The organism is Rothia sp. 11273D007AR (genome assembly GCF_053547255.1).
In genome coordinates this window covers 38528-50981 of sequence record NZ_JBPPWJ010000009.1, presented here as the reverse complement: position 1 = coordinate 50981, position 12454 = coordinate 38528, and the positions used below count along the sequence as shown (strand labels likewise).

Annotated in this window: 11 protein-coding genes; 6 read left to right on the top strand and 5 right to left on the bottom strand. The window is 61.0% G+C overall.

All coding sequences use genetic code 11. The features are described 5' to 3' along the window. Window position 1 precedes the first annotated feature (1 nt). Window positions 2-478 carry a transcriptional regulator NrdR gene (gene nrdR / locus ACED88_RS06465; RefSeq protein WP_135011358.1) on the top strand — a complete coding sequence of 159 codons (477 nt, stop codon included), beginning with the start codon at window positions 2-4 and terminating at the stop codon, window positions 476-478. A 91-nt stretch (window positions 479-569) separates the two neighbouring features. On the opposite strand, the gene ppgK is transcribed toward nrdR, so the two are convergent. Further along, window positions 570-1415, bottom strand: coding sequence for a polyphosphate--glucose phosphotransferase (gene ppgK / locus ACED88_RS06460; protein WP_185173136.1), 846 nt, complete (start codon window positions 1413-1415; stop codon window positions 570-572). A 26-nt stretch (window positions 1416-1441) separates the two neighbouring features. Beyond that, entirely contained in the window at window positions 1442-2347 is a 906-nt protein-coding gene (map, locus tag ACED88_RS06455) for a type I methionyl aminopeptidase (RefSeq protein WP_237195367.1), read from the bottom strand. Window positions 2348-2470: 123 nt separating this feature from the next. Here map and ACED88_RS06450 point away from each other — a divergent pair, with 123 nt between their 5' ends. Next, window positions 2471-2671, top strand: coding sequence for an SPOR domain-containing protein (locus ACED88_RS06450; protein WP_237195370.1), 201 nt, complete (start codon window positions 2471-2473; stop codon window positions 2669-2671). Window positions 2672-2957: 286 nt separating this feature from the next. On the opposite strand, the gene panB is transcribed toward ACED88_RS06450, so the two are convergent. Continuing rightward, window positions 2958-3842 carry a 3-methyl-2-oxobutanoate hydroxymethyltransferase gene (gene panB / locus ACED88_RS06445; RefSeq protein WP_449109099.1) on the bottom strand — a complete coding sequence of 295 codons (885 nt, stop codon included), beginning with the start codon at window positions 3840-3842 and terminating at the stop codon, window positions 2958-2960. 216 nt (window positions 3843-4058) lie between these two features. Here panB and glnA (ACED88_RS06440) point away from each other — a divergent pair, with 216 nt between their 5' ends. Further along, complete coding sequence (gene glnA / locus ACED88_RS06440) at window positions 4059-5402, top strand: type I glutamate--ammonia ligase (RefSeq protein WP_237198424.1); 1344 nt, start codon at window positions 4059-4061, stop codon at window positions 5400-5402. 69 nt (window positions 5403-5471) lie between these two features. Then, entirely contained in the window at window positions 5472-8642 is a 3171-nt protein-coding gene (locus ACED88_RS06435) for a bifunctional [glutamine synthetase] adenylyltransferase/[glutamine synthetase]-adenylyl-L-tyrosine phosphorylase (protein WP_449109098.1), read from the top strand. 15 nt (window positions 8643-8657) lie between these two features. Here the strand turns inward: ACED88_RS06435 and budA are convergent, their stop codons facing one another. After that, the gene (budA, locus tag ACED88_RS06430) at window positions 8658-9410 is read right to left on the bottom strand and encodes an acetolactate decarboxylase (RefSeq protein ID WP_185173131.1); all 753 of its coding nucleotides are present in this window, start codon (window positions 9408-9410) and stop codon (window positions 8658-8660) included. Between the two features lie 110 nt (window positions 9411-9520). After that, window positions 9521-10945 carry a type I glutamate--ammonia ligase gene (gene glnA, locus ACED88_RS06425; protein ID WP_449107337.1) on the bottom strand — a complete coding sequence of 475 codons (1425 nt, stop codon included), beginning with the start codon at window positions 10943-10945 and terminating at the stop codon, window positions 9521-9523. A gap of 357 nt (window positions 10946-11302) precedes the next feature. Here glnA (ACED88_RS06425) and ACED88_RS06420 point away from each other — a divergent pair, with 357 nt between their 5' ends. Beyond that, complete coding sequence (locus ACED88_RS06420; protein WP_449107338.1) at window positions 11303-11692, top strand: RDD family protein; 390 nt, start codon at window positions 11303-11305, stop codon at window positions 11690-11692. Window positions 11693-11704: 12 nt separating this feature from the next. Then, complete coding sequence (locus ACED88_RS06415) at window positions 11705-12406, top strand: hypothetical protein (RefSeq protein WP_449109097.1); 702 nt, start codon at window positions 11705-11707, stop codon at window positions 12404-12406. Window positions 12407-12454: the final 48 nt, after the last annotated feature.

Sequence of the window (12454 nt, the reverse complement as noted above, 5' to 3'; positions counted from 1 at the left end):
CATGAATTGCCCCTTCTGCCGTAATTCCACCTCAAAGGTAGTTGACTCGCGAACTACCGACGACAATTCCGCAATTCGCCGCCGTCGTCAGTGCAGCAACTGCGGCAAGCGGTTCACCACCGTCGAAACCACAGCTGTTTCGGTAATCAAGAGAAGCGGCGTGACCGAACCCTTTGACCGGGCCAAGATTGTCTCTGGCGTGCGTAAGGCCTGCCAGGGGCGCCCCGTGGGGGAGGACGACCTGGCTAAGCTAGCGCAGGAAGTCGAAGAGGCGATTCGTGCGAAGGGTATTGCTGAGATCGACGCCCATGAGGTAGGGCTGTCTATTCTTGAGCCCCTGTCTAAGCTTGATACCGTAGCTTACCTGCGTTTTGCTAGCGTCTATCAGGCTTTTGAGTCGCTCGATGACTTTGAGCGGGCTATCGCAGCGCTGCGCGAGGCGGGGGCGGACGAGGGGGAGCAGCCTACCCTGCTCTAGCTCCAGAAAAAAGGACGCCGCCCACCCACCTTCTGCCTTACGGCAAGAAAGGTGCGCGGGCGGCGTCCTTATTTTTAGGAGCTAGCGGCGCCTAGCCCTGGGCGGCGGCGCGGCGCTCGTGTTCGCTGGGGTGGCCAGCAGCCCACAGGGCAGCACCCACAATGCCAGCGTTGTTCCGCAGCTGGGCCATGACCATGGGGGTGCGGATTTCATCCTCAAAGTAGGGCATGAACTTCTCGGGGTTCTTCGAGATGCCACCGCCGATGATGAACAGGTCGGGGGAGAAGAGGAACTCCACGTGGGAGAAGTAGCGCTGCAGACGCTTACCGTACTTCTTCCAGGACAGCTCGTGAATTTCACGGGCACGGGCTGATGCACGAGATTCGGCGTTGTGGCCGTCAATCTCAAGGTGACCCAGCTCGGTGTTCGGAATCAGCTGGCCGTTGATAATGAGGGCTGAACCGATACCGGTGCCCAGGGTAATCACGGCGATCAGGCCGTCCTTGTCCTTACCCTGGCCGTAGGTAGCCTCAGCCAGGCCGGCAGCGTCCGCGTCGTTCAGGGCGTAGACGGTACGTCCGCCCAGGGCCTCGCTCATGATGCCCTCAAGGTCAGCACCAATCCAGGACTCGTGCACATTCGCAGCAGAAAGGGTAACGCCGTTCTTCACGATGGCGGGGAAGTCGATACCGATAGCCGCATCGGGCAGGGGAGCAAGCTCACGGCCCTGCAACTCATCAACGATTTCACGAACCACAGATGCGCAGGCCTCGGGGGTGGCAGGCTGCGGGGTGGGGATGCGGAAGCGCTCGCCCACCAGCTGGCCGGTGCGGATATCAACGATACCGCCCTTCATGCCGGTGCCTCCGATATCGATACCGATAACCAGGTCAGCTGCGGTAGGTGCCGGGACCTCGGGGGTGACTGCGTCAGTCATGAGCGCTCCTTTGAGAGTGATGGTGTTTAGGGCAGGGTGAGGATGTCCACGCCGTCGGCGGTGACAACCATGGTGTGTTCAAACTGGGCGGTACGCTTGCGATCGCGGGTGACGACGGTCCAGTCGTCCTCCCACATATCCCATTCGATGGTGCCCAGGGTGAGCATGGGTTCAATAGTGAAAATCATGCCCTCTTCGATGACGGTGTTGTAGGCAGGAGCCGCATCGTAGTGAGGGATAATCAGGCCGGAGTGGAATTCACGGCCCACACCGTGACCGGTAAAGTCACGCACCACGCCGTAGCCAAAGCGGGCGGCGTACTTTTCGATGACGCGCCCGATGACGTTGATTTCACGGCCGGGGCGTACCGCCTTCATGGCGCGGTTCAGGGCCTCTTCGGTGCGCTCAACCAGCAGACGGGACTCCTCGTCCACATCCCCAACGAGCAGGGTGCGGTTGGTGTCACCGTGCATATCGTGCAGGTAGGCGGTCACGTCGAGGTTGAGAATATCGCCGTCTTCAAGCACGGTGGAGTCGGGGATACCGTGGCAGATGACCTCGTTCAGCGAGGTGCACACGCTCTTGGTGAAGCCGCGGTAGTCAACGGTTGAGGGGTAGGCCCCGTGGTCGCAGATGTATTCGTGTACCAAGACGTCGATGTCGTTGGTGGTGGTTCCGGGAACAGCGATCTTTTCAGCTTCAACAATGGCACCGGCGGCAATTTTGCCGGCCGCCCGCACCTTTTCTACTTCTTCGGGGGTGTAGAAGTTTGAACCCTGACCCTCGTTGGCTTCGGGCTTGCCCACGTATTCGGGGCGGACGATATGCGCCGGTACCGGGCGCATGGGGGCTACGACGCCGGGCGTTAGGTTGCCCACGGGGGCTTTACCCGGCTCAGCGGGGAGGTTGTGGCTGTTAGATGATGTCGACATGCCTTCTAGCTTATCCGCTGCACACCGGCTGGCCCGCCTAGGAGCGTTGCCAAAAGCTGTATCTTTTGCCTAACCGGGCGTAAAGTGGTGCATGCAACATTCTATAAGAGAGAAGGCAACACAATGTCACTGAACGACTACACCCCCGGCCCCCACGATACCCAGTACTGGTACAACTTGAGCACCGGCCAGGTCGAAGAGGGCCAGCAGTCAAAGATCACCGAGCTCTGGGGCCCCTTCGCTACCCGTGAAGAAGCAGAGCATGCCATGGAGAAGGCGAAGAAGCGCAACGAAGAATGGGACGAGGGTAAGGACGCCTGGTAAGGAAGGAATTTTTCACTAGCGTTGAGAAAGCTGACCCGGGCTCGCAGCGAAGCTGCTGGCTCGATGGAGTGAGCGGGTGCGTCAGCACATACGAGCGAACGGAATCCGCCGCAAGGCGGGGCGTGAATCACGTGTGATGAGCACCGAGATTCCGAGTGCGCGAGGAAAATAAATCTCGGTGCGAATCTGGCGAGCTTGCGAGCCAGCTAGCGAACCCGTGAGAGGGTCGGCAGCGAGCGCGAGCCCCGGGTTAGCTACCTCCCTAACTTTTGGCAACGCAGAATTTTTAACTGTCGAATCGGTGCTCTTCTGCCGGGTAGGTGCCTGAGCGCACGTCTGCCCGGTAGGCGGCTGCTCCTTCGAACAGAATGTCGTAGAGGTTAGCGTACTGCTTGACGAAGCGGGCCATCTTGCCCTGCCGCAGGCCGAAGGCGTCCTGCCAGACGAGCACCTGCCCACTGACGTCCGCGCCCGCCCCGATACCGATGATGGGGATGCGCACTGAGGCGTCGATGTCGGCGGCAACATCGGAGCGGGTCATTTCCATGAGCAGGCAGAAGGCACCGGCTTCTTCGAGAGCCAGGGCTGTGTCTTTGAGTGCCTGACCGCCGTCGCGGCCCTGCACCCGGTAGCCGCCGAGGGCGTGTTCAGACTGGGGCGTGAAGCCGATGTGAGCCATCACGGGTATGCCCGCTGCAACCATGGCTTGTACGTGGTCTACGTGGTGGGCGGTGGCTTCCATCTTGACCGCGTGCGCTCCGCCTTCTTTCATGAAGCGCACGGCGGTTGCTACAGCCTGGGCGGGCGACTGCTCGTAGGAGCCAAAGGGCAGGTCCGCGACGACCATAGCCCGCTTGGCTGCGGTAGAAACAGCTTTGACCAGGGGAATCATCTCGTCAACGGTAATGGTGAGGGTTGACTCGTGCCCCAGCACATTGTTGCCCGCAGAGTCACCAATGAGCAGCAGTTCGATACCGGCCCGGTCGAAGATGGTGGCGGTCAGGGCATCGTAGCTGGTGAGCATGGCGAACTTTTCACCGGCGTCCTTGGCCTGCTGCAGGTGCACGGTGCGCACCTTTTTAACGGCGAGGACGCTTGCCTCAGCGTCCTGAGGAGTGCTGGCGGGGGGGGGGGTTGAGGACCCGTAGGGTGCTGTTTCTTCGTTGAGCATGCTTTAACTCTAGTAGCCTGCAGGCACACCGCAACCGGAGTGGGCCCGCTTTATCTCAGTCGGTGAAAGAAATGTTTAAAACACGTTACTGTTACCGGGGTCAGAGCGTGCCAGGTGGGCACACAAGGCGGTTACGTTCTAGAGTTGATGCTAAGGATTCGTTTGCCCACCCACCGGGATGCGGGCACCACCTTTAGACATGAACGGATAGGTTACATGGATCGTCAGCAAGAATTCGTTTTGCGCACCATCGAAGAGCGCAACGTACGTTTCGTCCGCCTCTGGTTTACCGATGTAGTGGGCCAGCTTAAGTCTGTTGCTATTGCACCGGCTGAGGTTGAGAGCGCCTTTGACGAGGGTATTGGTTTTGACGGTTCATCGATTGAGGGCCTGTCCCGCGTCTACGAGTCAGATATGCTCCTGCAGCCTGACCCCTCTACCTTCCAGGTGCTGCCCTGGCGCGGGGATGAAGAGCCGACCTCCCGTATGTTCTGCGATATTCTCACCCCCGACGGGGAGCCTAGTGCCTCAGATACCCGCGGCGTGCTCAAGAACGTTCTCTCTAAGGCAGCGGGTATGGGCTTTACCTGCTACACCTCACCCGAGATTGAGTTTTACCTGCTCAAGTCAAAGGAACTGGGCCCCAGCGGCTTCCCCGAACCGGTTGACTCCGAAAGCTACTTCGACCACACTCCCGGCGGCGTGGTGCAGGACTTCCGCCGCAAGGCAGTGACCACCCTGGAAGAAATCGGCATCTCGGTGGAGTTCTCCCACCACGAGACCGGTCCCGGCCAGAACGAAATCGACCTGCGCCACGCCGATGCCCTGCAGACCGCCGATAACATCATGAGCTTCCGCACCGTGATCAAGGAAGTTGCCCTCTCCCAGGGCATCTACGCTACCTTCATGCCCAAGCCCTTCACCGAGCATGCAGGCTCCGGCATGCACACCCACTTCTCCCTCTTCGAGGGCGACACCAACGCCTTCTTTGAGGCAGGGGCTGAGTACCAACTCTCCCGCACCGCCAAGCACTTTATCGCCGGCGTCCTGCGCCACGCCCCCGAGTTCACCTCGGTCACTAACCAGTTCGTCAACTCCTACAAGCGCCTGTGGGGCGGTGGCGAGGCCCCCTCCTACGTCTCCTGGGGGCACAACAACCGCTCCGCCCTGGTGCGGGTTCCCCTCTACAAGCCCAACAAGATGCAGTCAGCCCGCATGGAGTACCGCGGCATCGACTCAGCTGCCAACCCCTACCTGGCCTACGCCGTCATCCTGGCAGCTGGCCTCAAGGGCATCGAAAACGAGTATGAGCTGCCCAGCGCCGCCGTCACCGAAGACATTTCGGCGATGACCAGCGCAGAACGCCGTGCCATGGGCTACCACGCCCTGCCGTCCTCTCTTCACGACGCTATCCACCGCACCGAAGAATCAGAGTTCATGGCCGAAACCCTCGGCGAGCAGGTTTTTGACCAGTTCCTGCGCAACAAGCGCCGCGACTGGAACGCCTTCCGCGCCGAAGTTACCCCCTACGAACTCAAGAACAATCTCGGTATCCTCTAGTGCCCGTATGCAGGCGCAACACCACAGACGGTGTTGCGCCTGCTGTAATTAATACCTAAGGAGACAGCGGTGACCCAGACCCCGCAGAACGAAACCCCTGAAGAAGCTGCCCGCCGCGCCGAAGAAGAACGCAAGGCCCAGGTGCGTCTGCTGAGCGAGATGGCATCGCTGGGGTTCTACGATGCGGCTAAAAGCGCCCGCTGGCTCAACTCCCGGGAACTCGAAGGTCTAGACCGCGCCAAACTGTTTGAGGGCCTGCGCCTAGCCCCTTCTCCCGATATCGCGTTGCCTGCCCTGGTCAGACTCATTGAACGCGCCCCCAAGGTGGCGCAGCTAGCTGCGCGGGGAGCGGACGCCGAGGCCCTCTACCGCTTACTGGGCGGCTCCGAGGCGCTGGGGGAGTTCTTGGTTCGCCACCCCGAGCACGCAGACCTGCTAGAGATTGACCCTAGGGCTTTTGACGGCCAAGATTTTCCCGTCTCGCTACTGCCCGAGACCGACGGAGAATACCTCACCCCTATCGCTCCGCTCGATACCGTCTACCGCCGCGACCTGCTAACGGCTGTGGGAGCCGACCCGGCTGCGTCCGCCCCGGTCGCCCAGCTCACCGGCAAAGAAGCCTACACTGCCCTGCGCGTTGCCTACCGCCGTCACCTGACCGAACTCGCGATCTACGACCTCACCAGCTTCGCACCGGTACAGTTCATGCCCACCGTTGGCCGTCTTCTGGCAGACCTGGCCGCAGCTGCCCTCGAAGGGGCCCTGGCAATCGCCCGCGCCGAAGTAGCCCAGAACCGCAGCGAACAGACCGTAGCCGCTGTAGAACTTGCCATTATCGGCATGGGCAAATGCGGTGCCCGCGAACTCAACTACATATCAGATGTGGACGTGGTCTACGCTGTCGCCCACAAGCCCCTGGCCGACCTGCCCGAAGATTTTGCCCCCCTCGACGAAAATACCCTGACCCAGATCGGTACCGAGCTGGTCATGGCCCTCTCCAAGGCCATCATGGCCCCGGCCCCCGAACCAGCCCTCTGGGAAGTCGACGCCAACCTGCGCCCCGAAGGTAAGGACGGCGCCCTGGTACGCACCGTGGAGTCCTACACCACCTACTACAAGCGGTGGGCCGAAAACTGGGAATTCCAGGCCCTGCTCAAAGCCCGCCCCATCGCAGGTACCCCCGAGCTGGGCGTCCGCTGGGCCCGAGCCATGCGCCCCTTCATCTGGGAATCTGCCGCCCGCGATTCCTTTGTAGAGTCAGTGCAGGCCATGCGCCAACGCGTCACCGACAACATCCCCGCCGCCGACGTCGACCGACAAATCAAGCTCGGCCCCGGAGGCCTGCGCGACGTAGAATTCACCGTTCAGCTTCTGCAGCTCGTGCACGGCCGCACCGATGAGAGCGTCCGCACCCAGAGCACCACCGACTCCATCGCAGCCCTCGCAAAAGCCAGCTACATCGGCCGCAAGGACGCCCACGACTTCGCAGATAACTACGCGACCCTGCGTGTGATGGAGCACCGCATCCAGCTGCTCTACATGCGCCGTACCCACCTGATGCCGGTCAAAGAAAACGACCGGCGCTCGCTAGCGCGCGCCATGAACTCTCCCCTGGCCCCCACCCAGCTGACCGAGCCAGAGATGCTCAAACAGTGGGCCGGTATCAAACGTGCCGTGAAATCCCTGCATGAGCGCCTCTTCTTCCGTCCGCTGCTAGCCGCCGTTGCCCACCTCTCCAAAGACGAAGTAGCCCTCACCCCGCAGGCAGCGCAAGACCGCCTGGCAGCCCTGGGCTACAAGGACCCCCGCCGCGCCATGGGCCACATCGAAGCCCTCACCAAGGGCCTCCGCCGCTCAGCCGAAATCCAGCGCACCCTCATGCCCGTGCTTCTCGGCTGGTTCGCCAAAGGCGTGGACCCGGACGCCGGCCTGCTCGGCTTCCGCCGCATCAGCGAGTCCCTGGGGGGCACCCCCTGGTACCTGCGAATGCTCCGAGACTCACCGGCCGCAGCAGAGCGCCTCTGCACCCTGCTGGCGTCCTCCCGCTTCATCACCGACCTGCTCGAAGATACCCCCGAACCTATCGCCTGGCTCGACCGCACCGAAGATCTCAAACCCCGCGCCACCGACGTCATCATCGGCGAACTGCGCTCCCAGCTCACCCGCCACACCGACTCAGCCGAAGCGATCCGCGCCGTCCGCATGATGCGCCGCCGCGAAATTCTCCGCCTCGCCATGGGCGAAGCGCTCGGCATCAACAGCAACGCAGAAGTAGCTCACGGCCTATCCGACATCGACCGGGGCGCCATCCAGTCGGCTCTTGCCATTGCCGAACGAGAAACCTACATCGATGGCCGCACCCCGCTCACCGACGTAGCGGTCATCGCCATGGGCCGCCAGGGCGGGGCCGAAATTGGCTACGGCTCAGACTCCGACCTTATGTACGTGCACATACCGCGCGACGGAGCCGACGAAAAAGCCGCCCAAACCGAAGCCACCGACCTGATCAACCGCATGGTCGCCCTGCTCAAACAACCCACCACCCCGCCGATCCGCGCCGAAAAAGTGCTCGAAATCGACGCTGACCTGCGCCCCGAAGGCAAAGCTGGAGCCATGGTGCGCTCGCTGGAATCCTTCCGCGAATACTACGAGCGCTGGGCAGACACCTGGGAGTTCCAGGCCCTGCTGCGAGCCCGCCCCTTCGCGGGATCCGAATACGTAGGGGCAGCTTTTATCGAGCTCATCGACCCCTACCGGTACCCCACCACCTTCCCCGCGGAGAAGGTCACCGAAATCCGCCGGATGAAGGCCCGGGTCGAAACCGAACGCATGCCCCGCGGCGCCGATAAGACCCGCCAGCTCAAACTGGGCAGAGGCGGGCTGACGGACGTCGAGTGGCTGGTCCAGCTCCTACAACTGCAGCACGCCCACCGGGTCGATGGCATGCGCACCACCTCCACCCTCAAGGCCCTGGACGCCGCTGTGCAGGCAGGGCTGGTCGATGAACGGGACGCCACCCTGCTCTCATCAGCCTGGAAACTGGCCTCCAAGATACGCGGCCTGAACGTACTCCGTACCGGCCGCGCCTCGGACACCCTGACGACCACCCGCTCAGACCTTGAAGCTATCGCCCGCTGGTGCGGCTATGCCCCCCACTCAGCGCGCGTCCTCGAAGATGACTACCTGCGCATCACCCGCCAGGCCCGGGCCGTCTACGAAAAGCTGTTCTACCCGGGGTAGAGATTAGCCGTTTACCTAGTGCTTCTCAGCCTTTGAAATCTGGTCTGCCAGGTCTTCGGGTGATAGGTCTGCGTTTGAGAACGCTTCGTTGAGGGGCAGATGTAGGCGCAGGCCGGTGCCGGGGCAGATTTCCACGTGGGCGCTGCGCAGCTTGAAGTCGACCACGTGCCCGCCGCGGGTGCGCTCGTCGTCGATGAAGTGGGCGTGGCAGCCGGGCACACCGATGCCCTGCTCGTAGATGGGGGTGCGGAAGCCCACGATGGTGCCGGGTACATTGTTGAACTGGACGATGTCTTCACCCTCTACAGCGTCTACCATCTTGGGGTAGGGCTTCTCCTGCTTCTTGACCGTGCGGGTGCGTACCCACTCGAAGTCGCCCACGATCTTGATGGCGTACATGTAGTTATCTGACAGGGTGAAGTTATCCAGTACCTGGCTAGCTGAGGTGCGCAGCAGGTTGGTGGGGAGTTCTCGCTTGATGGCGGGCACAAAGTTGGTGATGACGGCGAAGGGGGTTTTCTGGTCGAGCGAGGCGAGCGAGATGGAACCGTCGTAGCGCATCTGGTAGCAGGTGCCGTCGAGCACGATCATTTCCCCGTCGAGGCCGTCGAAGGTGCCCACGCCGAAGTTTCCGTGGCCCAGTAGCTCACCGATGGTCATATCCCCGTCGTAGATGCCGTCGAGAAGCTGGCTCATCAGGCCGGTTTGGAAGACCTCGTTGCGGTAGATGGTGCTGCGGCCTTCGAGAATGGAGCTTTGGGGGCTCATGGGTCTCTCCTTGAGTAAGCGGGGGTGGTGCGCAAAAGCCGCACTGCGGCGTCCTTGCGGTGCGGACGCCTAGCGCGGCTTTGTGCTTGTGAATGTCAGTTTACCGGGGCTTAGACGCCGTAGTACATCTGGTATTCGAGGGGGTGGGGGACCAACAGCAGGGGAGCGAGCTCGTTGCTGCGCTTGTAGTCAATCCAGGCTGAGATGAGGTCTTCGGTGAAGACGTCGCCTGCCAGAAGGAAATCGTGGTCCTTTTCGAGGGCGTCAAGGGCTTCTTCAAGGTTGGCGGGTGCCTTCTTGATGTCTGCTGCTTCTTCGGCGGGCAGCTCGTAGAGGTCCTTGTCGATGGGTGCCGGGGGTTCGATGCGGTTGCGGATGCCGTCCAGACCTGCCATGAGCTGGGCTGCGAAAGCCAGGTAGGGGTTGGATGAGGGGTCGGGTGCACGGAACTCGAGGCGCTTTGCCTTGGGGTTGGTACCGGTGATGGGGATGCGGATGCCGGCGGAACGGTTGCCCTGGGAGTAGACCATGTTGATGGGGGCTTCGTAACCGGGCACCAGGCGCTTGTAGGAGTTGACGGTGGGGTTGGTGAAGGCCAGAACTGATGAGGAGTGCTCAATCAGACCGCCGATGTACCAGCGGGCAACGTCTGAGAGACCCGCGTAGCCGCGCTCGTCGTAGAAGAGGGGCTCGCCGTCCTGCCAGAGTGACTGGTGGCAGTGCATGCCTGAGCCGTTGTCGCCGAAGACGGGCTTGGGCATGAAGGTGACGGTCTTGCCCCACTGGTCAGCGGTGTTCTTGATGACGTACTTGAACTTGAGCAGGTCGTCTGCTGCCTGGGTTAGGGTGGAGAACTTGTAGTTGATCTCAGCCTGGCCGGGGGCGCCTACTTCGTGGTGGGAGCGCTCTACTTCGAGGCCTACCTCGTCGAGGGCTACGCACATGGCGTCACGCAGGTCAGCCTGCTTGTCGACGGGGGAAACGGGGAAGTAGCCGCCCTTGGCGAGGGTCTTGTTACCGAGGTTGCCGCCCTCTTCCTTGCGGCCGGAGTTCCAGGGTGCCTCGTCTGAGTCGATTTTGAAGAAGACTGACTGGGGGGTAACTTCGTGCTGGACGTTTTCGAAGACGAAGAATTCTGCTTCTGATGCGAAGAAGGCGGTGTCAGCGATACCGGTTGACTTCAGGTATTCTTCGGCGCGTTCGGCGACGCCGCGGGGGTCGCGGTGGTAGGACTCGCCGGTGCGGGGGTTGACGATGGAGCCGGTAACAACCAGGGTCTTCTCAAGGCGGAAGGGGTCAACGTAGCAGCTGGAGACGTCGGGGATCAGCTGCATGTCTGATTCGGCGATGCCCTGGAAGCCGCGGATTGAGGAGCCGTCGAACATCTGGCCTACGGTGAAGAAGTCTTCGTCGATAGCCTTAGCGGGCAGGTTGAAGTGCTGCTGTACGCCGGGCAGGTCGCAGAAGCGGATGTCAACGAACTTGATGTCTTCGTTCTTGATGAAGTCGAGGACTTCCTGTGCGGTAGTGAACATGGTCGTTTGTTCTCCTTGAGTTGTTTTCGACCCATGGGTGCCCGGTTGGGTGGGCTCCCTCGCTGTTGTTTCTAGCCTAGGGTGTATTTTTTGCCCTAAAGTATCGCTTTTGTTTCGCGTGTGTAACGTACCGGCGCTTGAATTGCGTTGGTGTTACGTGGGTTTGGGTGGCTAGGTTCCCCTTTTCTAGTGTAGGTGGTTTGGGGTCAGGTTTCTCAGAGGGTAGGACGCCTGCGCCCGGTTTTCTTGGGCGGAAAGGGGGTAGGAGCCGGTAAGGTTAGTTGGGTGGTTACGAGAAGAGATTTAGGTTCTTGGATAGAGGGGGCTCCTACCGACCAGGAGTACCCCGGGCAGAATATGGGCAGGCCGCGGTCGGGGCGGGGTGCTATTGCTCGCCCGGTGCGCCGTTTGCTGGCCTTTTGGATTGACTGGCTGCTCATTGAGGGCATGTTTTTTGTGCTGGGGCAGACGGTTTTTCCGGGCGTGAATACCGCTGTGCTTGATGTTGCCCAGCTGGTTATTTTCTGGCTCTATATGGTTGCTGCCGTCGGTTTTATGGGGCATACGGTGGGGCATTTTGCCCTCGGTATGCAGGTACAGCGACTTAATGGTAAGCCCGCTGGCTGGCTGACCGCTCTGATTCGCCAGTCTATGGTCATGCTGGTGCTGCCCGTTGTCATTATGGATGCCGACCAGCGCGGCCTGCACGACCGGGCCCGCCATACTATTTTGGTGATGATTCGATAAATGAAAGACGATATGACGAACCCTACCGGCGAAGAGCCGCCGAAAGAGAACGACCCGGCGCTGCCGTCCTTTCTCACAAAGCCCGGCCCCGTCGATAAGGTGCTCCTGAGCCTACTCGCCTTCATGACCATTTTCTCGATGGTCATGATTCCCCTGCGACCTAATCTGCTGGTCAACGCACCCTGGCTGGTTTCTTTGCTGACCGGTTCGGGACTGGGGTTGCTGATCACCGCTGCCCAGAATCAGGGAGCTGCCCTCATGCTGGCAGCCCTGACCGCAGCTGCTGCCGCCAGCCACATCAAGTTCATGGCGGTCTACTTCTTTATGGGGAAGCACTGGGGGCAGGACTTCATCACCTGGCTGTTCGCTAACCACACCCCCCTGTGGTGGCGCAAACTTGAGGGTTTTGTTGAGAAGCACCTCTTTCTGAGTCTGCTGCTGGGCTTTATCCCTTTCTCACCGATTCCGGCGACGATTCTGGTGGCTATCGCAGGTATCCGTAAACTCAAGGGCTGGGTCATCGGCCTCTACATCTACCTGCTAGCAATCGGCAATAAGCTCTTTTACCTCTACCTGGGGCTGCGTTTCGGCGAGGGCATCCAGCCCACTCTTGAGACCATCGACCGCTACATGATGCAGATAACCCTGGCCCTGATTGCTTACGTTTTCATCATGAACTGGTGGCGCGGTTCAAAGCAGAAACCCGTGCAGTAAAAGCCTGTACGCATGAAGAAGGGGCCCGCTCAACATCTGTTGAGCGGG

Bases quoted from the DNA above. Each gene is read 5' to 3' on its own strand.
- nrdR (WP_135011358.1), top strand. From the start codon at position 2: ATGAATTGCCCCTTCTGCCGTAATTCCACCTCAAAGGTAGTTGACTCG.
- ACED88_RS06450 (WP_237195370.1), top strand. From the start codon at position 2,471: ATGTCACTGAACGACTACACCCCCGGCCCCCACGATACCCAGTACTGG.
- ACED88_RS06415 (WP_449109097.1), top strand. From the start codon at position 11,705: ATGACGAACCCTACCGGCGAAGAGCCGCCGAAAGAGAACGACCCGGCG.
- glnA (WP_237198424.1), top strand. From the start codon at position 4,059: ATGGATCGTCAGCAAGAATTCGTTTTGCGCACCATCGAAGAGCGCAAC.
- glnA (WP_449107337.1), bottom strand. From the start codon at position 10,945: ATGTTCACTACCGCACAGGAAGTCCTCGACTTCATCAAGAACGAAGAC.
- panB (WP_449109099.1), bottom strand. From the start codon at position 3,842: ATGCTCAACGAAGAAACAGCACCCTACGGGTCCTCAACCCCCCCCCCC.
- ppgK (WP_185173136.1), bottom strand. From the start codon at position 1,415: ATGACTGACGCAGTCACCCCCGAGGTCCCGGCACCTACCGCAGCTGAC.
- budA (WP_185173131.1), bottom strand. From the start codon at position 9,410: ATGAGCCCCCAAAGCTCCATTCTCGAAGGCCGCAGCACCATCTACCGC.
- map (WP_237195367.1), bottom strand. From the start codon at position 2,347: ATGTCGACATCATCTAACAGCCACAACCTCCCCGCTGAGCCGGGTAAA.
- ACED88_RS06420 (WP_449107338.1), top strand. From the start codon at position 11,303: ATGGGCAGGCCGCGGTCGGGGCGGGGTGCTATTGCTCGCCCGGTGCGC.